This window comes from Halomonas sp. GD1P12 (assembly GCF_025725645.1).
GTDB lineage: Bacteria > Pseudomonadota > Gammaproteobacteria > Pseudomonadales > Halomonadaceae > Vreelandella.
On the sequence record NZ_CP107007.1, the window covers coordinates 2,986,467 to 3,012,507 of the forward strand.

Annotated in this window: 22 protein-coding genes; 4 read left to right on the forward strand and 18 right to left on the reverse strand. The window is 56.3% G+C overall.

Annotation, left to right across the window (positions count from 1 at the left end):
* Nucleotides 1-25: 25 nt before the first annotated feature.
* The 12 genes from OCT39_RS13670 to OCT39_RS13725 form a co-directional block, all read right to left on the reverse strand.
* Entirely contained in the window at nucleotides 26-1,159 is a 1,134-nt protein-coding gene (locus OCT39_RS13670) for a glycosyltransferase (RefSeq protein WP_263585010.1), read from the reverse strand.
* Complete coding sequence (locus tag OCT39_RS13675) at nucleotides 1,156-2,082, reverse strand: glycosyltransferase family 2 protein (RefSeq protein ID WP_263585011.1); 927 nt, start codon at nucleotides 2,080-2,082, stop codon at nucleotides 1,156-1,158. The genes OCT39_RS13670 and OCT39_RS13675 overlap by 4 nt, the downstream gene beginning before the upstream one ends.
* Nucleotides 2,076-3,140, reverse strand: coding sequence for an EpsG family protein (locus tag OCT39_RS13680; RefSeq protein WP_263585012.1), 1,065 nt, complete (start codon nucleotides 3,138-3,140; stop codon nucleotides 2,076-2,078). The genes OCT39_RS13675 and OCT39_RS13680 overlap by 7 nt, the downstream gene beginning before the upstream one ends.
* Nucleotides 3,137-4,234, reverse strand: coding sequence for a glycosyltransferase family 1 protein (locus OCT39_RS13685; protein ID WP_263585013.1), 1,098 nt, complete (start codon nucleotides 4,232-4,234; stop codon nucleotides 3,137-3,139). Before OCT39_RS13685 ends, OCT39_RS13680 begins: the two co-directional genes overlap by 4 nt.
* Complete coding sequence (locus tag OCT39_RS13690; protein WP_263585014.1) at nucleotides 4,234-6,036, reverse strand: hypothetical protein; 1,803 nt, start codon at nucleotides 6,034-6,036, stop codon at nucleotides 4,234-4,236. Before OCT39_RS13690 ends, OCT39_RS13685 begins: the two co-directional genes overlap by 1 nt.
* 25 nt (nucleotides 6,037-6,061) lie before the next feature.
* Nucleotides 6,062-7,072 (reverse strand): glycosyltransferase family 2 protein, encoded by a 1,011-nt coding sequence (locus OCT39_RS13695; RefSeq protein ID WP_263585015.1) that lies wholly within the window; start codon nucleotides 7,070-7,072, stop codon nucleotides 6,062-6,064.
* Nucleotides 7,069-8,148: a polysaccharide pyruvyl transferase family protein gene (locus OCT39_RS13700; protein WP_263585016.1), complete on the reverse strand. Its 1,080-nt coding sequence runs from the start codon at nucleotides 8,146-8,148 to the stop codon at nucleotides 7,069-7,071. Before OCT39_RS13700 ends, OCT39_RS13695 begins: the two co-directional genes overlap by 4 nt.
* Entirely contained in the window at nucleotides 8,132-9,460 is a 1,329-nt protein-coding gene (locus OCT39_RS13705; protein WP_263585017.1) for a lipopolysaccharide biosynthesis protein, read from the reverse strand. Before OCT39_RS13705 ends, OCT39_RS13700 begins: the two co-directional genes overlap by 17 nt.
* A gap of 313 nt (nucleotides 9,461-9,773) precedes the next feature.
* Nucleotides 9,774-12,005, reverse strand: a complete 2,232-nt coding sequence (locus tag OCT39_RS13710) for a polysaccharide biosynthesis tyrosine autokinase (protein WP_263585018.1) — start codon at nucleotides 12,003-12,005, stop codon at nucleotides 9,774-9,776.
* Nucleotides 12,006-12,043: 38 nt separating this feature from the next.
* Complete coding sequence (locus OCT39_RS13715) at nucleotides 12,044-12,484, reverse strand: low molecular weight protein-tyrosine-phosphatase (RefSeq protein ID WP_263585019.1); 441 nt, start codon at nucleotides 12,482-12,484, stop codon at nucleotides 12,044-12,046.
* Nucleotides 12,485-12,522: 38 nt separating this feature from the next.
* Nucleotides 12,523-13,671 (reverse strand): polysaccharide export protein, encoded by a 1,149-nt coding sequence (locus tag OCT39_RS13720; protein ID WP_263585020.1) that lies wholly within the window; start codon nucleotides 13,669-13,671, stop codon nucleotides 12,523-12,525.
* Nucleotides 13,672-14,519: 848 nt separating this feature from the next.
* Nucleotides 14,520-14,693, reverse strand: a complete 174-nt coding sequence (locus tag OCT39_RS13725; protein WP_263585021.1) for a hypothetical protein — start codon at nucleotides 14,691-14,693, stop codon at nucleotides 14,520-14,522.
* Between the two features lie 42 nt (nucleotides 14,694-14,735).
* Between OCT39_RS13725 and OCT39_RS13730 the strand changes: the two genes are divergently transcribed.
* The 3 genes from OCT39_RS13730 to OCT39_RS13740 all read left to right on the forward strand — a co-directional run bounded on the left by OCT39_RS13730 (nucleotide 14,736) and on the right by OCT39_RS13740 (nucleotide 18,560).
* The gene (locus OCT39_RS13730; protein WP_263585022.1) at nucleotides 14,736-15,539 is read left to right on the forward strand and encodes a hypothetical protein; all 804 of its coding nucleotides are present in this window, start codon (nucleotides 14,736-14,738) and stop codon (nucleotides 15,537-15,539) included.
* 79 nt (nucleotides 15,540-15,618) lie between these two features.
* Nucleotides 15,619-16,440: a capsule biosynthesis GfcC family protein gene (locus tag OCT39_RS13735; RefSeq protein WP_263585023.1), complete on the forward strand. Its 822-nt coding sequence runs from the start codon at nucleotides 15,619-15,621 to the stop codon at nucleotides 16,438-16,440.
* A gap of 53 nt (nucleotides 16,441-16,493) precedes the next feature.
* Complete coding sequence (locus OCT39_RS13740; protein WP_263585024.1) at nucleotides 16,494-18,560, forward strand: YjbH domain-containing protein; 2,067 nt, start codon at nucleotides 16,494-16,496, stop codon at nucleotides 18,558-18,560.
* A 139-nt stretch (nucleotides 18,561-18,699) separates the two neighbouring features.
* Here the strand turns inward: OCT39_RS13740 and OCT39_RS13745 are convergent, their stop codons facing one another.
* A complete protein-coding gene (locus OCT39_RS13745; protein WP_263585025.1) occupies nucleotides 18,700-19,758 on the reverse strand; it encodes an SDR family oxidoreductase in 1,059 nt (352 codons plus the stop codon).
* Between the two features lie 146 nt (nucleotides 19,759-19,904).
* Between OCT39_RS13745 and OCT39_RS13750 the strand changes: the two genes are divergently transcribed.
* The gene (locus OCT39_RS13750) at nucleotides 19,905-20,852 is read left to right on the forward strand and encodes a LysR family transcriptional regulator (RefSeq protein WP_263585026.1); all 948 of its coding nucleotides are present in this window, start codon (nucleotides 19,905-19,907) and stop codon (nucleotides 20,850-20,852) included.
* A gap of 70 nt (nucleotides 20,853-20,922) precedes the next feature.
* Here the strand turns inward: OCT39_RS13750 and OCT39_RS13755 are convergent, their stop codons facing one another.
* The 5 genes from OCT39_RS13755 to leuC all read right to left on the reverse strand — a co-directional run bounded on the left by OCT39_RS13755 (nucleotide 20,923) and on the right by leuC (nucleotide 26,041).
* Nucleotides 20,923-22,236: a TRAP transporter large permease gene (locus OCT39_RS13755; protein WP_263585027.1), complete on the reverse strand. Its 1,314-nt coding sequence runs from the start codon at nucleotides 22,234-22,236 to the stop codon at nucleotides 20,923-20,925.
* Nucleotides 22,233-22,739: a TRAP transporter small permease gene (locus OCT39_RS13760; protein WP_263585028.1), complete on the reverse strand. Its 507-nt coding sequence runs from the start codon at nucleotides 22,737-22,739 to the stop codon at nucleotides 22,233-22,235. Before OCT39_RS13760 ends, OCT39_RS13755 begins: the two co-directional genes overlap by 4 nt.
* An 82-nt stretch (nucleotides 22,740-22,821) precedes the next feature.
* The gene (gene dctP, locus OCT39_RS13765) at nucleotides 22,822-23,820 is read right to left on the reverse strand and encodes a TRAP transporter substrate-binding protein DctP (RefSeq protein ID WP_263585029.1); all 999 of its coding nucleotides are present in this window, start codon (nucleotides 23,818-23,820) and stop codon (nucleotides 22,822-22,824) included.
* A 158-nt stretch (nucleotides 23,821-23,978) separates the two neighbouring features.
* Nucleotides 23,979-24,614, reverse strand: a complete 636-nt coding sequence (gene leuD / locus OCT39_RS13770; RefSeq protein ID WP_263585030.1) for a 3-isopropylmalate dehydratase small subunit — start codon at nucleotides 24,612-24,614, stop codon at nucleotides 23,979-23,981.
* Nucleotides 24,611-26,041 carry a 3-isopropylmalate dehydratase large subunit gene (gene leuC, locus OCT39_RS13775; protein ID WP_263585031.1) on the reverse strand — a complete coding sequence of 477 codons (1,431 nt, stop codon included), beginning with the start codon at nucleotides 26,039-26,041 and terminating at the stop codon, nucleotides 24,611-24,613. The genes leuD and leuC overlap by 4 nt, the downstream gene beginning before the upstream one ends.

The following is a 26,041-nucleotide window of genomic DNA, read 5'->3' on the forward strand; positions in this document are numbered from 1 at the left end:
TGATCAGCCGAACGACGGCCTCGGATCAACGCGCACAGTAGCGTTCGAACAACTCCCAAACGTGATTCTGGTCGAAGTTTTCCAATGCCCACTGACGTGCGTTCGAGTAAATTTGCTCGGTCTCTTTTGGATTACGCCGCATGCGTTCAATGTGTTGCCAAACAGTTTCAACGTCACCAAAAGGAACACGCACTCCGCTTACGCCCTCTGCAACGCTATCGCGCACGCCTACCACATCGAAACCAATCGTAGGGACGCCCATGACCGCCGCTTCGATAGCGACATTGCCAAACCCTTCTCGGTGCGTAAGAAACAGATGTACGTTCGCGATGGCAAAATACGCAGAAACATCGTCTGTGAATCCTACATGGCTCACATTACCGATGGTTTGGATACGCGTTAACACTGACTCACAGCCCGCCTCGATGGGCCCGACCATCACAAAGCGGATATTCTCGGTCGACTGCGCGGCGCGTTTTGTTAACGCCTCCATTTCGGCCAGCCCTTTCTCCATCGAAATACGGCCAACCGTGAGTACAACGAACGCATCTGGCTCAATGCCGAGCGATTTTTTTAGTTCCTCCAATTTATCATTACTAACGTTTTCTGGATCAAAATGATCAGCATTCACACCGTTGCTGGAGCCGCCACCCAAGACGCGCCCCTTGCGGGTGAAAAAGTCACCCGCATGGCGGTACTCGGCCATCAAGGAGCGCGATACGAAAAGCACCTCGTGGGCGCAAAATACGGCGATACGGTCGAAGGTTAAATACAGCGATCGGGAAAAACCCGAAAAATTCTCATATACCCGGCCCTTGAAAAACACCACGCGTCGAGATTGACGCGTCAACCAAGCCGTTATCGAGCCAAGCAGAATTGCTTTGGGAGTGGCCACGAGAACCATGTCGTAACGAAAGCGTAAAAAATGAAACAGCAGTTGGAGCAGAGCGGCCAAATCTGCTCCTATCCGCGGAGGGCGCACCATTTTGATAGGCACGACCTTCCCAACGTCACGCCGCCGAAGCAGCTCGATTTCATCGGCGGACCCGCCGCATAAAAGCGTGAGCTGAAAGCCTTGCGCCTTCAAATGTTCGAGCTGCCCACGATAGAGTACGTTAAATGATATCGCGTCCGTCACCACCAAACAGAGACGCTTCATGATTTTTCGGCCATGTGCGCTTGATTGACAGGAAGTTGCAACGCTTGAACGGTCTGAATTTCACCCAGGACTTTCGCTTTTTCTGCTGCTTCAATGCCCTGCTGATTTCGCCGGCGCCGAATGACGTCCATCTTTCCCAACCAGTTCAGCAACGTCACAGCGCTTGACTTGGCATACAGTGCCATTAGCCCTTTAGTACGCACCCTGTTCGTAAACCGCCCCTTGGCATCTTCACGTATTGAGATACGCCCTACCCGATAGGCAAGCAATAACTTATTGGCGGTGACATTGCCATCCTCCCGATAGTAATAAAGAGGCTCGGGAATGATAGCGATGTTTAAATCATCTTGCGAAAATGAGCGTATCCATAGATTGGTATCCTGCGACTTGGGGAGATCTTCTCGGTATCGGTTTCGCATAAACCACTCTTTACGGCCGAGAATCGATGCATGAACGATACCCGCCTGCCCCGCTAAAAGCGCTTTTTCTGTTATATGGTGGTTTGGAGAAACACAGCGAATACCGACAGGCTCCCCGTCATCGGTCAATGAACATACGCCCGTTCCCACCAGATCAAGCTCAGGGTGTTCCATTAAACATTCGAGCTGCTTTCGGATACGATCCGTATCCATGAGATCGTCTGCATCCATTCTTGCGACAATATCGTATTTCGCTAGAGAATTGATTTCATTCAGCCTGGTTGCCAGCCTTTTATTTTTTCCGTCCGAGTAGACACGAACGCGCGGATCGTCGATAGAACGAGCGATATCGAGCGATTTATCGGTAGAACCATCGTCGACGAGGATAAGCTCCCACTCCTGGTGAGTCTGTGCAAAGACCGACTTGATGGCATCGAGCAGAAACTGCTCTGAATTGTAAAAAGGAAGCCCTATCGATACTGGAGGCAGCGCTTTATCTACCATGCAAAGATATCCATATTGAAGGAGTAAGGAGAAAGATTGCTAAACGTGGACGTCGTTAGGACGAAGTACATAGCGGTGACGCACAAAAACCCCATCGCCAAAAGAATGCGCGTCGTTGTGGTGCCAAGCTGCTGAAACACCATGGGCCATAAAAGTATCGACATAGAGCTAAAATACAAATGCAGTCGCAGTACTCCCGATGGATTAACGCTCGACAGGGTCGAGGCCAGCGTCGGGACCAGACCAATCAAGTAGATATTGAGCAACCGTGCGTACCATCCGTTAGGATCGGGAACATAGCGCTTAAAGATATAGAGCATGACACCTTGTCCGAACAGGAAAGCCACCGTGACTTCGCCGCCCCCCTCTCCCGCTTCTGCATAGGTAGAAAATCGGTCACTAAGAAGCTCCGATGCCAACCCAACAAATACGCTCAAAAAAGCGACCGCTATCACGGTAGTGAATCCGAGAATGGCCAGCCGCTGCCAGCGCACCTGTGTCGTAGCTAGCCAGTAAAGGGGCAACGCAATCAGAGCGGTTCTATGAAACAGCGCAGCGAATGCCACCAACGCTATGTAGGGCCACAGGCGCCGCTCAAGTAAAAATGGAATAGCAAGAAAACAGATCGCTGCGGCAATACCTTGACGCGCGCCGTTGAAAAAAAAGGTGTAGGTGCCCAAGGTTACGAAAAGGTAGACCCCGGTTTCGTAACGCTTCACCAGGCGTGTAATAGTTGTTAGATAACAACTGACAACGATGAGCGCGATCAGGACCAGCAGCATCGAGTAGGACTCGGAGAGCGTTCTGGCAATCCAGGACAGCAGGTAGTAGCCGGTATCCTGTCGCTCAATAACGATATCAAAGCTATCGCTTTCATGGAAATGACGTATGTAAGTACCGGTATCCGTACCGACTCGCCTATTACGCAGCCCCGCGAATAACACCAGTGCGGTGCCGGTAAAAAAAAGGCCCAGCCGACGCACACCGGAGCTTCCTGCGCGCCGCCATACGCAGGTGTTAATAGTGACGAATATCAGTAGCAGCAAATACGCAATCATGCAGCGTTATATACCTGTTCGAGCCGGCGCGCACCCGCCGCGGATGAAAACCCTGCCTGTTCCAGAATCCTGTGGCGTACATGCTTTTCAGGATGGTCCGCGGTCGCCGCGGACAGTATTGTCTGCGCCCAATCGGCATCTCCCGCCTCAAGCTCGACAAAACGCACCATGTCCATGCCCAATTCCACTTCTGGCGAGACAGCATTGGAAACCACTGCTGGCAATCCCGCCGCCTGAGCCTCGACCAATACTACTGGGAAGCCTTCGTGTAGCGATGGCATTAGCATTACGTCTGCAGCCGCCATCAATTCGGGGATATCGGTTCGCAAACCGAGCACTTGTACGTGGCTTTCAAGACGATGTTCAAGGATCAGATCCCGAATACGGTCCTGTTCAGGTCCAGTGCCAACCAGGAGCAACTGAAAATCCACTCCTTTTTGCCTTAGTGCCTTCGCAATGAGAATCGAACGCTCATGATTTTTAACGGGCATGAAGCGTCCCACCTGCACGATCACTATCTCCCCGCTATTAATTTTGAGCTCGTTGCGCACCGCTATACCGGATGCCTGTGAAAACCGCTCGATATCGACGGCATTCGGGATAACCACCACGTCCTCTCTACCGGGAAACAAATAATTCGAGGCCGCCCTGCCACAGGAGACGAAACGTGTGGCCGACATGACAATGAGGCGTCTGGCTACACGCTGATACAGCCGGCCAGCCCGGCTTGCGCTATTGGCATCTTGCGTATTGTGAGAGTGTGCGACCCGGCAAGGTACACCGGCCATACGAGCAGCCATCAAGTGCAGGCCACTGCTGAAAAGCGTATGTGAATGGACCGTCTTCCAGACACCGCTGCATAGCAAACGATAGAGTTTCCAAAAGCGGGAGACTGGGTTAGTCGCGTTGATTCGATGAATACGTCCGCCCAGCTCTTCTATTTCGTCATCGTAATCGCAGCGCTCATCGGTGAAGTAGATGAAGTCGAATTGAAACCGGCTGCGGTCGATTTCACGGTACAGGTTCATCACCATGGTTTCTGCCCCCGCACGGTCCATGCGGCCGACGACATGCAGTACACGTGCTAACGCCATCACGATTTTCCCTGAGCCAAATGAGCGGTTTCCTGAGCGTTCGGGCGCTGGACAGCTCCCTGTTTTGCGTCGGCCTCATACATGTTTAAAATTTTATCCACGAGAACCAAACGGTAAGCCAATGTTTGTGGCGATAGCCTATAAGGTCGCTTGGCCTTGAGATAAGCTTTGAGGCTTCGCGGCAAGTGTCTGGAGACCCAGCTACGCCCCGTTCGCAACAATTTAGCTGATCGTGTGGGGGTCTGTTGATCGTTCTCTTCGGAGGGTGCGGATGCCATATCCAGCACCGGGGTGGGAAAGCGCTGACTCTGGCGAAGCGTCGTCAGGTAGTCATTCATGAATCGACGTCCGGTTGTGTTTTGAAAAAACGAAACCGGAGACGCTAGAGACCCCTCGGCATGCGACGGCACGCCGCTATGATCGTGCTTTCTCCAAAGCGTTCTAATGTGTTTTTTATCCCCCTTGGCATGGTCGGGAAGCGCAACGTACGCCTTGAACAACGACCAGCTCATCATGGGAGAGTAATTTTCAACATGGCCACTCACTAGATCGGTGAATGCCGAAACCACCATGGGGATGCGATAGCTGGCATACAGGCGATCCCGCCATTGAACCAGCGTTTCTCCGGGTAACAACGCGACATCAAGTGACGCTGAGCGTTGGTCGAAGAGCGCTGAAAAATGCCGTGTGTTCGCATAATCCTCGAACGTGGCAAACCCCAGTTGCTGCCTTGCAGAAAGCTGATCGGCATAGATGGCGGTCGGAAAAGGAATGTCTCCCCGTAGCGCACAACGAAAACCCGAGCGATAAAACTCATCCCACATGGAGAAGCCATCGGTATAGGCATTAAAGTGATCAATCCTGCCTTCCGAGGCTTCTACAAATCTGTCCAGCACATCGTCGTAGTCACCGCCTTGCGTAGGCAGAAACCGATCCAAAAGCGGTTTTCTGTAGGTATCGGCAATACGCTGCGCTGCGCGTTTGTCATCGAAAACCGTGTCTCGCTGTTCGATGCCCCAGTTAACCAGCTCGACGTTGGAAGCCACGCCGGCCTCTCGTGAAAGCGCCAGTAGCAGCCGGCTATCCAAACCGCCGGACAAAGGCAACAACACCTCACCAGCTTCATGGGAGCCCACGATCTTTTTGATCGTATCGATCACCTGGGATTCGAACTGGTCCAGGTAGTTTTGAGACGACTCTTTACCCGATTGTGGCAGCGCAATGCCCGGTTTTGGACGAGCGTCGATCTGCCATTGACTCACATCCAGAACATACTCAAGACCAGGTTTCACCTGTACGATTTTTTCATCCCAGGCCGCGAAGGGGCCTTGGCAACCGGAGGAAAGAAACCAGCCGGTGGCCGCTTGATTGGGAGCGAATGCGCCCTTGAATCGAACGATCGCTCGCTGCGAAGTGGAGACGACGAGCATTTCGTCATCCATGTAGTACCAAAGCGTGCGAGAGCCGAACTGATCAGTAAAAAAAGATACTTCCTGAGTATTCGCCTGAATAACCGCGTAAGAACCGTCTGCCTGCACGCTGTGACGCTCTATTGACGCTTCTTCATCCTCATCAGAGGCTACCCACCCGATGGTCAGTTGCCCGGCAGCTTGATCGGTTACGCTATCGCTATTTTGAATGGCGTAATAGCCGCCCGAGCTACCCGGCCACTCGGCGACGATGTGGTTACAGCGTCCCTGAAGCGAATGGGGCGTCAACATCTCACAGATGCTCTCAAGTCGAGAAAGCGCGCTCCCCGATGCAGCCGGGTCTCGAAATTTTATAAATACGTACTGAGCCATAAAGCAGTGATATCCCGTTCGGTGACTAGGCAGACGACGTGGCATTGCGGCGATAAGATGAAAGCCTGGACAACGCCGCACGAAGGGAGCGAATAGAGCTATAGGCGAAAGGCTTCGGTAGCCGAAGGGCGGCCAACAGCACTTTAACCCTGGGCGCAGGTGACGCGCTTTGTCGCGCTTGTCGAGTGCAGGTAAGGTGATTGCGCGCGGCCAACAAGGCCTCTTTCAGAAAGTCATGTTGAATCGTCATCACCACAAACCAGATGCCACGGTAAATTTTAGTCGCCAGTAGTTGCCGAACGCCCACCGAGGCAGAGTGGCGCTCGACGATGTCGAGAATTAGCCGGTGTGCCGAGAAGATGTGCAAAAGCTTACGATCCCCGGCGGCGGTGATCGAACCCGAGCGCTGCCGGTACTGATAAAAGCGATTGGGAATGCGTTCGATTTTTCGGGTCAAGAATCCCAGTTCCCAATGAAACGGCCAATCCTCGTAGTAATGCCCTACCGGGAACCGTAACCGTGGATCATCCAGAAGCTCAGCTCGAATGAACTTCAGCCAGGCAAAATGCGGAAGTTTGAAGTATTCGACCTCGGCGAGCGAGCGTGCTTGATGCATATCGATACGCCCGTCGCTCCCCGGCAGCGGTTCGCCGTCATGGAAAACAGCAAAATCGAACATCACCACTTCAGCCTCAGTTTCGATCGCTCGAGCAAGGCATGTCTCGACCAGTTCCGGTGCGATCGCATCATCCGAATCCACGAACAGCACAAACTCACCCCGGGCGGCTTCGATACCGGTATTGCGTGCCGCCGATAACCCCGAATTCGTGTCGTGTTGGATCACGCGTACGCGGTCGTCTTCAAGGTGGGCATCGAGTTTGGCCAGCGATCCATCGGTCGAGCAGTCCTCTACCACAATGATTTCAAGGCGGCCGTAGGTTTGGCGACGAACCGAATCCAGGCATTCGTCGAGATAAAACTCAACGTTGAAAACGGGAACAATAATGGATACCAGTGGAGAGGTGTCAGAAATCATGAATCAGCAACCGCCATACGGAGATCGTTATAATGTGCGGGTTCTATCACTGGGTGTGCAGGCTCGCGACGCGGGATTGCGAGAACGTCTTGAACGATCCCGTCGATATTGGAAAGCTCGCCAAGTTCTAAAAAGCGTACTTGAGGAACATCACGCAACCAGTCTGTCCAGGTTTGGCGAATCTTATGGTTGGAGTTGGGTAAAACCAGGCACGGAGTTCCGGCCAGTGCGGCCAGGATCATGCCATGAAGGCGGTCGGTTACCACAAGCTGCGCACTTTGAAACTGGCTGAGTTTTCCCTGCAGTAATTCGGCACAGCGTTCTGAAGAAAGGCGCGAGCCACCTGCATGGGTATCGGTTACCTCGGTCACCAGTCCTGCATCGGTGAGAGCTTTCAAAAGCGTTTGATGCTGATGATCGCTTAACGAACGCTCACGATCGTCTCGCAAACAAAGCAGCGCTCCACGTGGCTCGACACTATTATTGACCCCGAAATCGACGGCCGTCGCGCTGAGAACGATATCGGGAACAAAACGCACTGCCGGCTTTTTATGGTCGGCAAACAGCTTTTTGAGTTTTTCAAAGCTCACGGCTTCGCGCGCGTGTAGATAAAGGTTTTGATGCCTCGAATATACCCGCACGATTCTGTCGACCGCACGCTGAGACTGCTCGGAGTCATCCCAATCAAGCGTCTGGGGGAAACACACCACCCGATTGCGTGGAAAGGAACGAATGACCAGCTGTCGCAACGCTTCGATATCAGGATACAAAGACCCCATGTTGCCGCCACCGATGATCGTGACGACGTCTTCCTTGACCGCTTGTTTGCGTATCGAGCGAATCACTGCCCGTGTATCGCTAATGGGCACCGATACGAGTTGATGGTTGGGCAGGTGCCGCGAAAGATAGTTTTGTTGCGCAGCCGTGATCGCAAGATCGCCTATGTTTCCATAGTCCGCTGCCAAAAAGACGAAGCAGCGTGGCGCGTCGGGAAGCTGCATGCGTCGTGCAGACAGCACGCCTTGCAATTTTTGCTTGATCGATAAGGGTATTTTACTTTTAAGTGATGTAAGCATCGTTGCCTCTCCGTTTTATTGCCGCTGCCTTTCTCAAAACGAGTAAGAGAAGCACCAGGTATCCTGCTACATTAACGAGCGCAAAAACCGCTACTGCGACGAGGTCGTTCCCGAGATTGGCGCCAATGAAAAGCGACAGTACCCGAGCAGCAGTAATAGCGACTTCATAAATGAGAAGTGTTCCCTGCATGCGCAATACCGGCATTGAAGAGACCGCGGGTCGGGTCGCTAAAACGCTAGCCATCCATAAGGCAACCCAACGCGAGTATTCACCAGCACGCAGCCATTCATCGCCAAAGAACCAGGGAAGCAAGATGTCCCCCCATAAAGCGATGACACCAAAGGGAACAATCCCGATGCACGCCATCCCAAGCGTGGCACGCTGTATCAACGGCAACGCGTTCGCGGGATTTCGACGAACGGCTTCTGTTACGCGGGGGAAAAAAACCTCCAGCACGGATTGCCCAAGCAGCATGATCGGCGCGCCGAGAACCAATGTGGTGATGGAGTATTGCCCGGCAATGGAAGCGCTGAACAAGGAAGTCAGGACGAGCACCGGAAGTCCGAGAGACGCTGCATTAATCATGCTTTGCGGCATGCGATAGAGCACAAAATCACGCTGTTCGATCGCGGCCTTGCGAATACCTGCACGTCCGAACCAGCGGCGCACCTCGAAAGCGCCTTTTTTGGGGACGCGGGAAAGCAACATGGTGAAGTTAAGCGCCTTGCCCCCTATCATGATAATAATCAGCAGCAAGCCGTGAGGGGCTAAAAGACCACCGGCCAATTTCCCCAGATTCATTAAAAACGTACTGGCTACGTAGGAGCGCGCCTTTTGCTTGAAAAGCCCCTCTCGAATCGCGGACTGGTTCGCCACTGATAATAGTGCACTTAACAGTAAAGCCACGGGTATCAGATACAACAAGTACGGTGCTGCTTCCAGCCCCAGCGAGTGGGCAATCGGTGCGCGAAAAAGCAAAACGATCACAAGCGCGACCGGGGCCATGATAGAAGCACAAACGAGTGACAGCCGAGCGACCGCCGTAGCCCCCTCCTCGGTTTGCGGCATCACGATCGCATTGGCATAGCCAAGCGTGGCAATGGGTGAAATGATATTGATCACTGCCGTGAATGCGGCGAGCGCACCAAACGCCTCGGGGCCGTACAGCCGAGTAAGAAACGGCATAAAAGCAAGCGAAATGGCCTGAGCCGCTGCGATGCCCGTTGCCACGGCAACAACGTTGCGCACGAAACTACTTTTGCTGAATTTACTCGCGCGTACGCGCAGCTTGCCCAGAGCTAGACTATTCATCAATTAATAGCGCCATACCATCGATAATACTCATGAAACTTCCACACCCGGTTGATGGGAGAGCGACCTACTATCTCGTAGCCTTGTTCAACGTCTTGAAAAAAACACATTCCTGATAGGCTACTGCGCAAAAATCACCCGTATGTAACCCCGCGTCTCCAACCGTACCCTGTGCCTGGCTACGCTTTCCCACCGCGGGCCCATTAAAGGCGCGGTATTCGTTATGGCTCTCAGCGCGATAACCAGGCGCATTATTGATACCCGAACGGCCTGACTCGAGCCTTCAAACTAGTCAGGCCGTTCGAGCGCAGGTTTACTCGTTGACTGATTTATAGCTGTACTGGTAGTAGCCATAGCCGTAACTGTTGGCCGCCTTTTTCTCCATGGCATTCAAAATGGCGCCTTTCACCACCACGCCTGCCGCTTCCAGTCGACGAGCTGCGTGTTGTAGCTCTTTCAACGTATTGATTTCAAAACGTGCCAATAACAAGGTCGTACCACAATGACTACCCACCACGGCAGGGTCGGTCACTGCCAGTACTGGCGGAGTATCCACGATCACCAGATCAAACTGCCGCTCGGCTTCACTAAGTAGCTGAGCGAAATGCTGGCTCATCAATAGCTCGGAGGGATTAGGCGGCGCGATGCCTCGAGACATATAGCTCAGACCCTCTACCTGGCTTGCACGCACCTGTGTTTGCCAGCCACTGCGACCAGAAAGTACGTCAGAAAGGCCTTCGGCGCTTTGCCCACCAAATGCATGATGAATGTGGCCCTTGCGCATGTCCGCATCAATTACGAGGACCTTTTGCCCTGCCTGAGCGCACACGGCGGCCAGGTTCACCGCTATAAAACTCTTACCGATACCGGGGCTCGAACCGGTGATCATCAAACATGAATTTTTGGCTTCCATCATCGCGAAATGCAGGCTAGTACGAAGACCGCGCAGCGCCTCTATGGAAAGATCGGTAGGGTCGTGCTTGGCCAAAATGCCGCTGATGACCTGATGGCTTCGTTTATCTTTTTTACCTTTTACTTTACGTACCAGTTTCTGCTGCGCTTCCGATAGCGGGATCGTTGCATATACCGGCAATCCGCTTTGCTCGATCTGCTCGGCGGATTCTATTCCCCGGCGAAGGAGTCCCAGCGCCAGCACTCCCCCAACGGCCAACATTCCCCCAAGCAGTGTCGCGACCATTACGATGAGCGATTTTCTCGGCGCAATAGGGCCACCGCCTACGAGGGCGTCATCGATGATACGCACGTTGCCCACGGTCCCGGCGCGGGTCATCTGTAGTTCCTGGGTTTTGTTCAACACGTTAACGTAAATGGCTTGCGTCACTTCCACTTCACGCGTTAGCCGAACGATCTCCTGCTGGGTTTCAGGAAGCTGGCTGACCTGCTCGTCCAACTGATCCAAATCGTTTTGTAGGCGTCGCTTTTGGCGTAAAAGCGCTTGGTAACTCGGGTGGTTTGGAGTGAAGCGCTGAGACAGCTCCGCCTCCTGAAGCTCCAGTTCGTTGAGGTTTTGCTCCAACGCGATGTAGCGGTTGATCGCTGCCTGAGACTCGCTGTTAAGATCAACGCTTTCGGCGTTGACCCGGTATTCGTTGAGACGGTTTTCAGCGGAGTTGAGCTGCTCGCGCAGCTCCGGCGACTGCTCTTCCAAAAACGCCAAGCGCTGTTCGGCCTCGGCGGATTGCCGCTCGACGTTTTGGGTCAAAAACGTTTCTATAACTGCATTAAGAGAGCGGCGAATAGCCTGCCTATTTTCACCCTTCAAAGTGAGTTTGAAGATGCCGGTACTGCCGCCACGTCCACCGCCACCCTGCTCGCTTACGCTCAGATTACCTCTCAAGTGGTTAATAGCATTGGAGCGAACCACTTTGGTCAAGATGAATTCAGCGCCCGGAGCAGCAGAGAGCTCTACCACGCTCACCTGTACGCCGCCCTCAAGGAAGCTGCTAAATTCGCCTACCCGGCCATTACCCAAACGCTCGCCGCTTAACCATAACGAGTACTCGCTGGCAGACTCGTTTTCTACTTTCAGGGTGAAGGGCATACCACGGTAGGCATCGTCCACTTCGAGTCGGCCGACATCGATACTCTCGTTACCCCATACACTTGCGTGCCCCTGCATAAAGTCAGGCCGATTGATACCGCGGCGCTGAATAAAGCCGCCAATAAGGGGGAGCGTATTAGGTGTTACCACGGTATCGAGCGAGATGCGATCGACCACTTGGCCTAGCACCATGCGCGACTGCAAAATCTGCACTTCGGCAGACGTCGAGGACTCACTCTCCGGCCCCAGCATGTCGCCCAACCCCTCCAGCGGGTTGATCGACGATCGCTTTTCGACTTGTACCAGCGCATCCCCTTGGTAAACAGGCGTTGCGCTCAAGGCCACGAGAACGCCAATAGCGGCAAATATCCCGGTGATTCCCACGATCCACCACTTTTTGTCCAGCAGCAGACCGAATAGGCGGCCTAAATCGATTTCATCACTATCGTTTCCAACAGGGCGCTGGGCCGTCACATCACTCATGCTTTGGCTACATCCATTTTGGCTATTCAGGGGCGGCGTTACGCCAGCTTCAAGGCCCAGGCTTGTACGGCCTGATCCATTAGCTGATGAACGTGCTGAAATGTTTCCGCACTTTTTCGATACGGGTCAGGGATATCCTTGCCCCGACCATTTTCAAGCCACTGTCCTAGCCGCATCGTTTTGCCAAGCGCGGCTGGGGAAAGCTCTGCGACAGCCAGACGCTGCTGGTCACTCATGACTAGTATCAGGTCGGCGCGATCGAGCATCTCACGGGTTAGCTGGCGAGCCTGGTGGTTATCAACCTCGAGCCCGTCCCTCTCGGCAAGAACGCGAGCGTGGGCATCGATTTGACTGCCTACCAGCGCGCCCAAACCGGCAGAAGAAAACTGCCTACCCGGCAGGCGCTGGCGCAGCATGGCCTCCGCCACGGGGCTGCGGCATATGTTGCCGACACATACCACTAGAATGCGCTGAAACATGGCGGGGCTTTCCTGCTCCGAGTCGTTATATCAGGGGTTTATTGCAGATTACGTGAGTCAGAAATACTGCCTGCGGCGTAGCCCGGCAAGCGAACGGACGGCAGGAGTTGACTGATCACACGGTTCCAGCGGGCAATCGGTGCGGTGGTCACGTACACCACATCATTGGGCTGCATCGCAAACCTGCTTCCCAGTACGAAAGCAGCAGCGTTGCTTATATCCAGCTGATAAACGGTCGCCAAACGGTCACTGTTCAGCTCATTACCGCGAATGACAAAGATGCCCGAGGGTTCAGCGGTGACTTCATTGACGCCGCCCGCTTGCGCTAGCACATCAGAAAGGGATAAACGCTCGTTACCCAAGCGAACATTTCCAGGCGAATTCACCTGCCCCATGACGGAAACCGCTTGGCTCTCAGCGCTGGGTATGTGCAGTACGTCGCCATCTCGCAGCAATCGGTTTTGGGTTTGATCACCTTCACGCAACAGGCTGAAAAGAGAAAGACGCTGCTCCACGCCGTTTCGAGTCAGATACACCTCGTGCCAGTTGGCGTCTTCGGTAGCGCCCCCTGTCTGGCTCACGGCATCGATCACGGTGAGCGGCACGGTCGTGACGGGCACGCTACCTGGGCTTGCAACGGCACCGCTTACTTGAACCTTCTGCGAGCGAAAAGCAGCGACGCTGACGTCCACCTGAGGCGTTTGAATAACGCCGCTCAGGCGTTGAGTCAGCAGTTCGCGCACCTCTTCCAGGGTCAATCCGGCGACCTGAACACGACCGGCAAAGGGGTAAAAAATAGTGCCGTCGCTGCGCACTCGATTACCGCCCTCTTCCGCCCCGCGTTCGCTGCCGGCGGGAATGGTCAATTCAGGATGATCGTATACGACGATACTCAGCACATCGCCGGCGCCGATACGGTACTCCCATTCATCGATTGCCTGGCGAAGCTCGCCTGACATGGGCGTGGCGCGATTACCTGCGTGCGGCATGGTCGCCAAAAGCCCCGGCGTAATGGGTTGAACGTCGATCAGGTTATCGATGGGCGCGGCTTGCGTATTTGCGTCAAGGTGCCCGCCCGGCGCCAGTGCACAACCGGAAAGCGTCAGCACACCGGCAAAAGCGCTCAGGTAAGCTGCCGCAAGAGATAGCCGCCGCAAAGGGCGAGAGGCGAGATAAGGCTGAAACATCCGTTTTACTCGATGTAAAAAAATCCACCTGCACGGCTGGCGCCAGCAGATACCTTGAATACTTTGAAACACGCTATTAAATGAGCGGCAATGCTACCTAAATCTGCTGTGCTAAACCAGTCGCAATATCTTTAAGCGTGCGATAGGCCTGCGTATGAAACCAGCAGGACTAGCCGGCACGATTACGCCACTCCTAATAACGCATGACGCATGGAAAACGTTTTATGGGAGCCTTTTGATTAATCTGAAGACGGCCCCAAAATAGGTTTTGACGACAACCTCTCGCCATCAGTAAATAAATCATTGTTTTAATTTAAAAAATACTATACAACCGCGACTTTAAACAATTAATAATCGCATTGCGCATTGATTTAAATACTCATAAATTATTTTACTCAAGTACAGCCTATAAAAAATTCATTTATTCAAAAACAAGCATATTGAAATAACCAACGGGTAAGACCCATTTTTTTAAACAAATGAATCATTATTTAGGCTTATCAATAAACGACTTGAATGTTAATTCTGATCTATTCTCCAGGATATTTACAGGTTACCATTCAGCCCAAATCGGTGGCCGCCGCTTCTCATGACTGGATCAGGCTTGCGATGCTGGCATGAGTAACACAACACCTGCATGCTTATAGGCCAAAATGGCAGCTACTCACTTTATCTGGAGATCGAGCAATGTTAAGAAAAGCATTGATTTTATTGGTCACAGGAAGCGTATGCATCGCTTCGCTAGCCTCGGCGCAAACAACGTCTGATAGCGCGGCGTCGATCGAGAGCGGTGTCGAGCCTGGTGGTTCTGCTCCCATGAATATTTCCTCCAGCCCGAGCGCTGCAGGTCAAGGCACAACCACCACGCCGGCTAGCGCAGGCGTCACGGCAGGAGGTGCCGCCCCGGGCGGTTTGTCTGGCGCGTTAAGCACTAGCGCGACCACCTTGACCACCAGCACGCCATCCCAGGTGGCCGCCGGTATCGCCGCGGAGTCATCCGGCGCCAGCGGTACGAGCGGCACCAGCGGTACAACGGGTACGACCGGAACGCGTTGAGGCTACGCTTGAAACACATAAAATCGCGCCAGGCTGATCGCGACATCGAGATGTACAAAAGCCGCTTTTTAGCGGCTTTTATGCGTCCTGCTTCCCTGTTTTTCACTCATGTTGTCAATGGCGAAAGAAAAAGCCGTCTGCAAGCGCTCAAGACGGTGACGGGCGCCATCAGTTTATTAGCGATGGCAGGCTGTAGCGTGCTCGAAAGCTCTCCGATAGGCCAAGCCATCGTGGCACTGGATCCGAGCAAGGGCTTGGCAACGGCTACTCAGGCAGACAGCATCCCGTTTGCCTCTTTAGCGCTCGATAGCTCTACTCAGCGCGGCCTGCTGGTATTGGGCGCTCAAACCGGTACACAAACGCACTGGCCCTCCCAAAGAGGCTTTTTGAGTCTGGAAAGCGGTGGTTTATATGCAGCGTCCACGCTAGAGGGAGACTTACTGAGCACGCGTTATTACTTCGACCACTCAGCCGCTGCTGACGCCCTGGCCGCGGCCGGTGAACTGCCCTGGCAGCGTTCGCAACCCCGCTTCTGGATAGAACGCCATTGGGTCGATACCGGTGGGCTCAGCCATGCTCATCGCGCTGAGGGGCATATGACGTGTAAAGCGCCTCGAACACGTGCGCTATTGTTGACCGAGCTGCTACTTCAGCCCTGCGACGTCACGTATACCTGGGATAACGGCCAAACGACCAGGGCTCAGTGGTGGAAAGACCCCATCACACAACGGCTGTGGGAAGTGGATGAAATAGCCTGGCCCGGTGGCCCTGATATCAAATGGCAAGTGGCTCGCCCCTGGTGGGACAGCTAAGCCGCCACTACGGCGCTGGTAGTAATCGCCCCGCCCCTTCCAGTTGCCCGTGCTGCTTTAAGCGAGAACCATGAGAATCATGATCGACCGCGCCACTACTCGAGCGCACTTTGTTTACGCTAAACGCCTGGTTATCAGGACGCTACTGATGGGCGCTCTGGTGTCAGGCATGGCGGGTGTGAGCCACGCCACCGAAGCGGGCGAGCGCACGTTGGCCGATGCCTGGCTGGAAACACTGTCTCAACAGGCGACGCCCATCAGTTGGAGCCATGCCTATGCTCTCCTGCTCCCCGACCAGCAGCGCTACCCACAACAGCGGCGCTACTTGATCGAAGAGCTGGGCACGTTAGTCATAAGTGCCCAAGTGACAGGAAATACGATTTACGCTCAGGCGCTTTTGAAGTGGCAGGAAGCACTACGCAGTTTGGAAAATGGCGCGATGCGCAGCCCGCAGCGGCTGGATTTATTGGCATTGGGCACCAACCTACGCGAGGCACCGCTGCTGGAAAACGTGGCCTATTGGGGCGTTTGCGATACTCCTGACTGGGTAGAAGTCTGGGGCCTTCAGGGGGTTAGTCGAACCGCCTGGCGCCCTAACATGACGATCGACGATGTAAAAAAAGCGTTGCCAGAACAAACGTTCAACAACATTGACCATGCGTCTCTGATAACGCCCCAAGGGAATGTGTTACGACGAGGCGTTGCGGCCTGGAACCACGAGACAACACCTCTTGCCCCCGGCAGCCGCTTACTCATCGCGCTGCCCAGTCGGCAAGGGCTGATGGGTGCGCTTCCCTTTCCCGGCACGACGGAAGAACCGGATATCATCAATCAGCGGCTGCCAGGCGTGTTGGCCGCTCAACTCCCTGGCGATCAATGTACTCAATGGCACGCTCCTTAATTCACTTACTGGCTGCTCGCCCCTTTCGCTGTTACCCATGTACCTCAAGGCCCATGGCATGGGTATGCGTAACGCTGTCCGCCTTCATTTTGCCCAACGTGGCCGCCGCCGATGGCCTGGCCGGCCAATTGGGCCATGGTCAAAGCGATTTCGGCGGTGTGGGCATCATGCAAACGCCCACCGCGCGCATGAACCCGCTGGGTGAAATGTCGGTGAGCGCTAGCCGCACCGCCCCCTATCGACGCTATAACGTGTTTCTTCAACCCACTCGCTGGTTCGAAGGCGGTTTTCGCTACGTCTCCGTCGAGAATCGGCCAGGCCCGCTGTATGACCGCAACCTGGATAAGGGTTTCGATGCCAAACTGAGACTATTGGAAGAAACCCGCTACTGGCCACAGCTGGCCGTGGGCGCACGCGATATAGGCGGTACCACGCTGTTTGGCGCCGAATATGTGGTCGCCAGTAAACGCTGGGGGAATTTCGATTTCACCGCAGGGCTAGGCTGGGGCTACCTGGGGACCGCAAGCGATATCGATTCTCCCTTTGGATGGCTGGCGGACCGCTTCGATAACCGTTCGGCCAACAGCGGCTCAGGCGGCGGCGAGCTCAATTTCGGCCAGTACTTTGCAGGGCCCGCGGCAGTTTTCGGCGGAGTGGAGTATCAGACGCCCTGGGACCCCTTGATCCTTCAGCTCGAGTACGAAGGAAACGATTACTCCAATGAGCCCCAGGACAATGATCAGGTTCAGGATAGTCGCTTCAACGTTGGGGCGCGCTTGGCCATTAGCGATAACGTGGAGCTGCATACCGGGTGGCAGCGCGGCAATACGGCCATGGCGGGCATCACGTTCAACCTCGATCTTAACGGGCTTGATCAGTTAAAAAACGATCCGCCGTTGCAGCCTCTGGACGCCGCGCCGCAAGCAAGCTGGGCGGCGGCCAGCCAACGACTAAACGAAAATGCCGGCATGCAGGTGGAGCGCATCTCCCGACAGGGCGATAGCCTGACCGTTACCGCCAGGCCCGGGCGCTTTCGCTCTTTGGCCCAAAGCGAGGGGCGTGCGAACCGCATCCTGAACGCCCAGGCCGATGAGGAGATCGAAACGTTCCGCTTTGACTGGGAGGAGCGGGGCGTGCCGCTGCGCGAAAGCGTTCATGACCGTGAGCAGTTCGTAGAGGCGGCGATCTCGGCCGATCATGAGTACGCCTATCGATACGGTATTTATACCCATGCCCGATTGGAAGACGGCACCGGTGAGACCCTGCATCAGGCGCCCGCCCAACGTTTCAACTGGCAGTTGGGGCCCCGGCTCGATCAAAACTTCGGCGGCCCGGACGGTTATCTTTACCGCCTCAAAGCCCAGCTCAGCGCCGAGTATCAAACCGACCCCAACGGCTGGTTCTCCGGCAGTATGGCCTGGACAGTGGCGGATAATCTGGGCAACTACGAATATATTGCCAACTCTCGACTGCCCAGAGTGCGTACGTTTGTAGGGGATTACCTGTCGGAGTCGCCCTTCGGTATCGAGAACCTGCAGTACACGCGCACGGCCAAGGTGAGCGATAACGTATACGCCATGGGCTATGGCGGCATACTGGAAATGATGTACGCCGGCGTCGGTGCCGAGTGGCTGTACCGCGAGTTTGACGCTCCCTGGGCGCTCGGCGCGGACATCAACTGGGTGCGCCAACGCGACTTCGACCAGCGATTCGACATGCGTGACTACAGCGTTTGGACAGGCCACATTAACGCCTATGTGGAAACCGGCGTGGAAGACGTGCTGGCCAAACTAAGCGTTGGCCGTTATTTGGCCGGTGATATAGGCGCCACGCTCGATCTTTCCCGCGAGTTCGACTCGGGCGTCCGAGTGGGCGCTTGGGGCACCCTGACCGATGCCGGCGATGATTTTGGCGAGGGCAGTTTCGACAAGGGCCTCTACCTCACCATTCCACTGGACGCGTTTTTCACCTTCTCCAGCCGCAATAGCACGACGCTTAGGTGGCAACCGCTCACCCGCGATGGCGGCGCACGTTTGAGCCGCCGGTACGATCTTTACACCATCACTCAGGAGCGCGACCTGGATCGCTATTGGCAGCAATACGACACCATGTGGCAATAATCTTTCGATCAGGCAGTAAGCTGGTCGATGTGTAATGTTTGTTGCACAGCGCCGACAATATTCGTCCTTGCTTAAAGCGGAGATGAACGCATTAAAAAAGGGGGCCATTAGGCCCCCTTTTTTATTCACTAAACACGTCTTAAGGAATGAGACGCTCAGCCCGCAGGCGAGTAAACAGATCGAAAAACGCGGCGCGGGTCTCGCGGAAGTGGTCGAAGCCGAAATCGCGCATCTTGGTTACGTCGTTGACGCACTCCTGCTCGCGGCCAAGGTCGGCATCGGAGTGCCACCAGGAGGCGAGCTTGTCGACATCCGGCTCGGCCAAGTCGTGCTTCTCGGCGATCTGTTGCCAGACACCGGCGCTATCTTTCATCTGCTCTTCCAGCGGTTTGGGCGCTTCGGGGCATTCGGCCACCTCCAGTTCGAAGAACTCGCCGATTTCCTGCCACATGCGGCGCCAGCGGAAGATGTCGCCGTTGACGGTGTTGAACGCCTCGTTGTGCGCGCCCGGTGTCGTGGCCGCCCACTCCATCTGGCGGGCCAGTACCAGCGCGTCGGTCAAATCGGTCAGCGCGTTCCACTGAATTTGCGAACCAGGGAAAGTGAACGGCTGGCCGGTTTTCTTGCAGATCGAGGCGTAGACGGCCAGCGTCGTGCCCATGTTCATGGCATTACCCACCGCGTAGCCAATCACCGTGTGCGGACGGTGCACGTTCCAGCTGAACCCGTCGCGCTCGGCGGCAGCGAACAGGGTGTCTTCCAGGGCGTAGTAGAAGTTATCACCGGGCACCCGGGGCGCAGACTCGCGAAACGGCGTCTCCACCTTACCGCTGCCATAGCTCTCGAAAGAGCCCAGGTACTGCTTGGTGCCGGTGACCAGCGAGACGTGCTGAATGTTCTTGTCCTGCAAGGCGTCGAGCAGATTCTGCATCATGGCGCCGTTGGCCTTGACGTTCTCCTTTTCGCTGTCCCGCTTGATCCAGGTGCAGTAAAACACGTGGGTGATGGGCAGCTCGGCCAGCGCCTTTTCGGTCGCCTTGCGATCGAGCAGATCCGCGGTGACGGGAATGACGCCGCTTTGCTCGGTCGCACGACGCGACAGCCCGTAAACGGTCCAGCCGCTGGCGTTGAGATAGCTTGCCAGATTGCCGCCGGTAATGCCGGTAGCGCCTACCACGAGCGCGTTGCCTTTACGCATGATGACTCCTTCGATGAACGTGACTGCCCGCTTTTCTCAAGGCCTTGTGACCTTTTCACGGCGAGCGATGACGTTCATTCTGGTAAGAGACGTCAGTTGCTACAATTGGAAAAACCGCAAATCTTTATTGCATCAGGTGCAATACGATGGATCTCAACGCTCTACGTGTATTCGAACGTGTTGCTGCGACCGGCAGCTTCACGGTAACCGCGCACCATTTTCACCGGGCGGTTTCGTCCATTTCTCGTCAGATCACGGCGCTTGAGGAGTCGCTGGGCCAGCAGCTTCTTTACCGTCACACGCGCGCGGTGACCCTGACCGAGGCCGGCGAGCGCTATTACCGGGATATTCGTGAGATTCTCAACCAGCTCGACCTGGCGACCGAAGCGCTTCAGGCGTCGGGCAGCGAGCCGTCGGGGCTTTTGCGTATCAACGCGCCGGTATCCTTCGGTCAGCGCCAGATCGTACCCATCCTCCACCGTTTTCAGCGTCGCTACCCCGCTATCAAGGCGGAGCTGGTACTGACCGACCAGCTCACCGACCCGGTCAAAGAGAGTATCGATATCACCTTTCGGGTCGGCGAGCTTTCGGACACCACGCTGGTGGCAAGGCGCCTGGCGCCCATGAACTACGTGGTGGCGGCCTCCCCTGCCTACCTTGAGCGTTACGGAACGCCGCAGACCCCGGAGGCGCTTTGCCAGCACGACTGCCTGCTCTACCAGGGCGAAATGGGACGCCAGCGCTGGTACTTTGACCAGCCAGGCGCCAGGAGCCCCCTAACCTGCAAGGTAGAAGGCTCGCTTTACAGCAACAGCGCCGAGAGTCTGCTGCAGGCGGCATTGATGGGCCAGGGGCTGGTGATGTTTCCCACTTGGCTAATTGCCGACGAGCTCGCCCGCCAGGCGCTGATTCCCGTACTCAAATCCTGGCGTGGCGAAGTGGCCCCCGCCCGGCGCTACATTCACGTCCTGTACGGCCAGCGACGCCTGACCGCGCCCAAGGTCAGTGCCTTTCTGGAGCACCTGTTCGAAGAACTGGGCGACGTACCGCCCTGGGATCGCTGGCAGGAGCGAATAGCGAAAGAAACATCGTAATACCTTTACCCATCAAGACGTCACCATGAAAAAAGAGAGGCTGGCGCCTCTCTTTTGGATTTCGCTTCGCTCACAGCATTCGTGGCAACCAGGTGGCCAGGCTCGGGAAGATGACCAGCAGCGCGACCAGCAGCATCGAGCAGAGAATATAGGGAATGGCGGCGGAGTAGATTTCCCGCATGGTGGTTCCCGGCGGTGCGACCCCCTTCATGACGAAGAGCAAAAGCCCCAGCGGCGGCGTGGAGAAGCTGATTTCCAGCGCTAGCAGCACGACCACGCCAAACCAGATCAAATCGAACCCGAGCGCCTGGGCCAGCGGGAAGAAGATCGGCACGGTCAGCATCATGATCGAAATCTGCTCCATGAAGGTGCCGAGCACCAGGAGCACGGCGAACATGGCCATCAGCATCAAAATGGGCGATAGATCGAAGCTGGTGGCCCACTGAATCAGTCCGCCGGAGGCACCGGAGAAGCCCAGGAGCTGGCTGAAGGTCGCCGAGCCGAACACGATCAGATACGCCATCAGCGTGACCTTGAGTGCCCCAATCACCGACTGAGTGAACGCCGCCCAGGTCATGCAGCGAAAGATAAAGCCCAGAATGATGACCCCGAGCGCACCGAAGGCCGCCGCCTCCGAGGGCGTAGCGAAACCGATCAGCATGAGCGCCACGATGATCACCATCACGCTGAGCATGGGCAGAATGTCGGTCACGATGAGTTTTAGCTTGGCACCTAGCGGTACCGGCTCGAGCTCGTAGGCCGGTGCCGCCTCCGGGTCGCGCCGGGTCTGGATGAAGATGGTCGCCATGTAAAAGCCGGCCAGCGTCAGCCCCGGCAAAATGCCAGCGACCAGCAGCGCGCCGATGTCGATCTTGGCAAGCGTTGCCAAAAGCACCGCCAGCGCCGAGGGCGGAATGATGATCGCAAGGCCTCCGGTCCCCAGAATGGGGCCGATCGCCATCTTCTTCTTGTAGCCCCGGCGCTCCATTTCCGGCACCAAAAGCGAGCCCATCAGCGCTGTCGACCCCATGGAGGAGCCGCTGAGCGTGGAAAAGGCGGTACCACCCACCACGGTGACGTAGGAGAGCCGACCGGGCACCTTGCCCATTAGCCGGTCCACGGCGTTGAACATCTTCATACCGAGCCCGGTACGAAAGAACAGCTCGCCCATCAAGAGAAACAGCGGAATCGGTACGAGGTTAAAGCTCGAAAGTGCCCCGAAACCGTTGTTGAGCATCTGTACGATGCCCGCCTGCCCCCCCATGAAATGCCAGGCCCCGATGACGTTGGCGGCTAAAAACGCCAGCGCGATGGGCGTGCCTACCGCCATGAAGAAAAGAATCAGCGAGAGTAGAAACGCCAGCGCAAAATACCATTCCATCATTCCTTGATCCCCGCTTCGCCGCTGTGAAGAATCTCCGGGCCGATGACGAAGCGGCCAAACTCGACCGCCATCAGGGTAAAGCTGACCGGAAAGACGATGGTGAGTATCCACTTGGGTACGAAAAACGCGCGCACGTCATAGTCGCTGCGTTCGATATTGAGCAAAAATAGATCAAGCCCCTTCCAAGCGAGCACCCCACTCACCAGCACGCAGACCAGCGCAACCGCTCGGCTGAGAATATTGAGCACGGGCAGCGGCAGTACCGATGTGAGCAGCTCGATATGCACGTGCCCTTTCTGACGCACAAGCCAGGGCGCGCCCAAAAGCGTCAGGTAGAACATGGCGTACTCGGTGGAAAGAAAGAACCACGCCGAGGGCTGTAACCCCAGGTTACGAATCACGACCGACAGCACCACCGCCACCATCAGCCATACCAGCATGATGGCGGCAAGCAGTGCCATGCCGTTGAGCAGCAGCAAATAGCCGCGTTGTGCATAGCGCATAGAAACCCCGAAGCAGTTGGCGTCCTGCAGAAAGACGCCGGGGCAAGAGCCGGCGTCTTGAGTACGGTAAGAGCCGGCGACGTTATAGATCGTTGAACTTCTCGATCAGCTCATCGTAATGCTCAAGGCCCATCGGGTGACGTTCCATCTGGCCTTTCATGCGCGCCCAGGTCGCTTCGCGGGCGGCATCGGCGTAACGCTGGGCCGCCTCGCCTTCCAACGTGACGACGTTCATCCCGTCCTCTTCGAGCTCGGCCTGCTGCTCGACGGCACGCTCGGCCAACTGCTCGGCGCTGTCACGCTCGTGCTCGATCGCCACTTCCTGAAGAATCTGCTGAGACTCGGGGCTTAGCTGATTCCACTTGTTCAGATTGACGATCACACCCATGTCGGTAGAGAAAAATGCCGGGTCGATCCGGTAGTTCAGGAATTTGTCCCAGTTGAGATCTTTAAGGCCGATCTGCGTCCAGCCCGTGGCGTTCACGACGCTGCGCTCGAGCGCTGAATAGACATCGGTGGTGGGCAGGCTGATCGGCTGCGCGCCGAGATAATCCTGGAAGAAGGCGTCATACACGGGGTTGCTGCGAAGCCGAAGCCCCGAAATATCCAGGTCACCGTTTTCATCGAGGCCCGGCTCGTCGATGGTGTAGAGGTTGTAGCTCACGCCGCTGTCGAACCAGCCCAGATAGTAGGTGCCCATCTTCTCCTGATGGATCTCATTGAGCAGATCGATTCCGCCGTTTTCGCGGGCGTAAATGGCGTTGGTATTCGAGGCAACCATGGCATCGCGCTCGGGCACGGTACCGGCGTAGAAACTCGCCGCGGTATAGGCCATGTCCACCACGCCGTTGCGCACCGCCTCCGGCTGCTCGGAGAGACCAATGACCTCGGGGCCGCCTCGTACATTGATCTGCACGACCCCTTCGCCGCGCTCGTTCACTTTATCGACGAACTCCAGAAAGCTCTGGGTGTAGATCAACGATGGCGGGAAGGCGTGAACGGCGTTGATTTGATCGACGGCGAAGGCCGGAACGGAGGCGAGCGCGGTCATTATGGCGAGCGTCAAGGGGGCTTTTTTCATGGGGAGTCTCCTGTAGATATTATCATTGGTACGACTGTCGATTGCCGGTACGTTTGTTTATTGGAATGGCTGTTAGCGTACATGCCGGTACTGAATAATCGTGGGGGCTTGGCGCTTTCCCGATCAGGGTGAGTCGCAAAGCGCCCTTGTAATCACCGCTACCCTTTACCGATTAAAGGCGCGCCCCCCGGGTAGGGCTGCGCCCAGGGAAATCGCTTGGCGTAGGTGGCGGCGAATGTGTCGATATCGCCTTCATGTTGACGGGTCATGTCGATATCGTCCCAGCCGTTGAGCAGCTTGGTGCGCCAGACCGGGTTGATCGTAAAGGCCACCTCGAGCTCGCCAACGCGAATGCGCTGCTCGAGTAGGTCCACGTCGACCGGCGCCGCCTCGCCAAGCGCCTTGAGCAGACGCTCGGCGTCTTCCTCGTTGACCACCGCGGGCAGCAGGCCGTTATTGACCGCGTTGGAAGCGAAGATATCGCCGAAACTCGGCGCGATCACGCAGCGAAAACCGCCGTCGACCAGCGCATAGACCGCCGCCTCCCGCGAGGACCCCGCCCCGAAGTTGCGCCGGCTCACCAGCACTTCGGCCTCGTCGGCGCTGGGCTGGTTGAGGGGATAGTCTGGTGAAGGCGCGCCGTGGGCGTCGCGGCGCACGTCGAACAGAAGAAACTGACCGTAGCCGACGCTGCGCGGCTCTTTCATGAAACGCGCGGGAATCAGTTGGTCGGTGTCCACGTTGGCGTGGGGCAAGCTGATGCCCAGCGTGGTTAAAATCTCGATGGGTTTCATGAGCGCACCCCGTCGGTGTGGGCGCCTGGCGCCAGCGTGCGGATATCGGTCAGCCGCCCTTCAAGGGCGGCGGCGGCGACCATGGCAGGGGACATTAAATGGGTACGCGCCCCCGGGCCCTGGCGCCCCTTGAAGTTACGATTGGTGGTCGAGGCGCAGCGCTCACCGCTGGGAACCGTGTCGCCGTTCATGCCCACACACATCGAACAGCCCGAGTGGCGCCACTCGAGCCCCGCGTCGATGAAGATACGATCGAGCCCCTCCTCTTCGGCCTGGGCCTTGACCTGGGTGGACCCGGGTGACACGACACCGGGCACGCGGCTTTTACGCCCGTTCAGCACGGCCGCGGCGGCGCGCAGGTCTTCAATGCGGGCATTGGTGCAGGAGCCGATGAACACCCGATCGATGGCGATATCGGTGAGTTTCTGGCCCGGCGAAAGCCCCATGTAGTCGAGACTATCGCGAATCTGGCGCGCCCTGGCGCTCTCCTGGTCGCCGTCCAACGAAGGCAGGCGGTGATCGATGGGTAGCGCCTCTTCCGGCGAAACGCCCCAGGTGACGGTAGGCGCAATCTCCGCGGCATCGATAGTAACGTCCTGATCGAAAACGGCGTCGGCATCGCTGTAAAGCGTGGACCAGTACGCGCAGGCCTGGTCAAAAAGCTCGCCTTTCGGACTGTAGGGCCGGCCTTTCAAATAGTCGAAGGTGGTCTGATCCGGAGCGATCATGCCGCACCGGCCGCCGCCCTCGATGGACAGATTGCAAAGCGTCAGACGCGCCTCCATCGAAAGTGAACGGATCGCCTCGCCGGCATACTCGATGGCAAAGCCGCGTGCGCCGTCGGCGCCCAACCGTGAAATCCAGGTCAGCGCGATATCCTTGGCCGTTACCCCGGGCGAGAGCTGTCCTTTCAAGGTGATGCGCATTACCTTGGGTTTGGTCTGCCAAAGCGTTTGGGTGGCCAGCACATGCGCAACTTCGGAGGCGCCAATGCCAAAGGCGATGCTGCCAAACGCCCCGTGGGTCGCCGTATGGCTATCGCCGCAAACCATGACAAGCCCGGGCTGGGTCAGCCCCTGCTCTGGACCCATGACATGGACGATGCCCTGGCGTGGGTCATCGAGCCCGAAAAGCGTGACATCGTGTTTGGCGGTGTTGTCGGTGAGCTGTTCGATCATGGACCGAATCTTGGGATCATTCACTTCATCGAGAGTGCGCGATAGCGTCGGCGCGTAGTGATCGGCAATGCCAAAGGTCAGAACGGGCCTGGCGACCGGCAGATGGCGTTCTTCCAGCTTGTTGAAGGCATGAAAGGAGCCTTCATGGACGAAGTGGCGGTCGATCCACAAAAGGCTTTGACCACTGTCGCTGCGGTACACCTCATGGGCGGACCACACCTTGTCGAATAGCGTCTGGGGAGTGCTCAT

Bases quoted from the DNA above. Each gene is read 5' to 3' on its own strand.
- OCT39_RS13715 (WP_263585019.1), bottom strand. From the start codon at position 12,484: ATGTTTCAGCGCATTCTAGTGGTATGTGTCGGCAACATATGCCGCAGC.
- OCT39_RS13720 (WP_263585020.1), bottom strand. From the start codon at position 13,671: ATGTTTCAGCCTTATCTCGCCTCTCGCCCTTTGCGGCGGCTATCTCTT.
- OCT39_RS13690 (WP_263585014.1), bottom strand. From the start codon at position 6,036: ATGGCTCAGTACGTATTTATAAAATTTCGAGACCCGGCTGCATCGGGG.
- OCT39_RS13735 (WP_263585023.1), top strand. From the start codon at position 15,619: ATGATCGACCGCGCCACTACTCGAGCGCACTTTGTTTACGCTAAACGC.
- OCT39_RS13700 (WP_263585016.1), bottom strand. From the start codon at position 8,148: ATGCTTACATCACTTAAAAGTAAAATACCCTTATCGATCAAGCAAAAA.
- OCT39_RS13755 (WP_263585027.1), bottom strand. From the start codon at position 22,236: ATGATGGAATGGTATTTTGCGCTGGCGTTTCTACTCTCGCTGATTCTT.
- OCT39_RS13685 (WP_263585013.1), bottom strand. From the start codon at position 4,234: ATGGCGTTAGCACGTGTACTGCATGTCGTCGGCCGCATGGACCGTGCG.
- OCT39_RS13705 (WP_263585017.1), bottom strand. From the start codon at position 9,460: ATGAATAGTCTAGCTCTGGGCAAGCTGCGCGTACGCGCGAGTAAATTC.
- OCT39_RS13710 (WP_263585018.1), bottom strand. From the start codon at position 12,005: ATGAGTGATGTGACGGCCCAGCGCCCTGTTGGAAACGATAGTGATGAA.
- OCT39_RS13760 (WP_263585028.1), bottom strand. From the start codon at position 22,739: ATGCGCTATGCACAACGCGGCTATTTGCTGCTGCTCAACGGCATGGCA.
- OCT39_RS13680 (WP_263585012.1), bottom strand. From the start codon at position 3,140: ATGATTGCGTATTTGCTGCTACTGATATTCGTCACTATTAACACCTGC.
- OCT39_RS13675 (WP_263585011.1), bottom strand. From the start codon at position 2,082: ATGGTAGATAAAGCGCTGCCTCCAGTATCGATAGGGCTTCCTTTTTAC.
- OCT39_RS13740 (WP_263585024.1), top strand. From the start codon at position 16,494: ATGGCATGGGTATGCGTAACGCTGTCCGCCTTCATTTTGCCCAACGTG.
- dctP (WP_263585029.1), bottom strand. From the start codon at position 23,820: ATGAAAAAAGCCCCCTTGACGCTCGCCATAATGACCGCGCTCGCCTCC.
- OCT39_RS13745 (WP_263585025.1), bottom strand. From the start codon at position 19,758: ATGCGTAAAGGCAACGCGCTCGTGGTAGGCGCTACCGGCATTACCGGC.
- OCT39_RS13750 (WP_263585026.1), top strand. From the start codon at position 19,905: ATGGATCTCAACGCTCTACGTGTATTCGAACGTGTTGCTGCGACCGGC.
- OCT39_RS13695 (WP_263585015.1), bottom strand. From the start codon at position 7,072: ATGATTTCTGACACCTCTCCACTGGTATCCATTATTGTTCCCGTTTTC.
- leuC (WP_263585031.1), bottom strand. From the start codon at position 26,041: ATGAGCACTCCCCAGACGCTATTCGACAAGGTGTGGTCCGCCCATGAG.
- OCT39_RS13670 (WP_263585010.1), bottom strand. From the start codon at position 1,159: ATGAAGCGTCTCTGTTTGGTGGTGACGGACGCGATATCATTTAACGTA.
- leuD (WP_263585030.1), bottom strand. From the start codon at position 24,614: ATGAAACCCATCGAGATTTTAACCACGCTGGGCATCAGCTTGCCCCAC.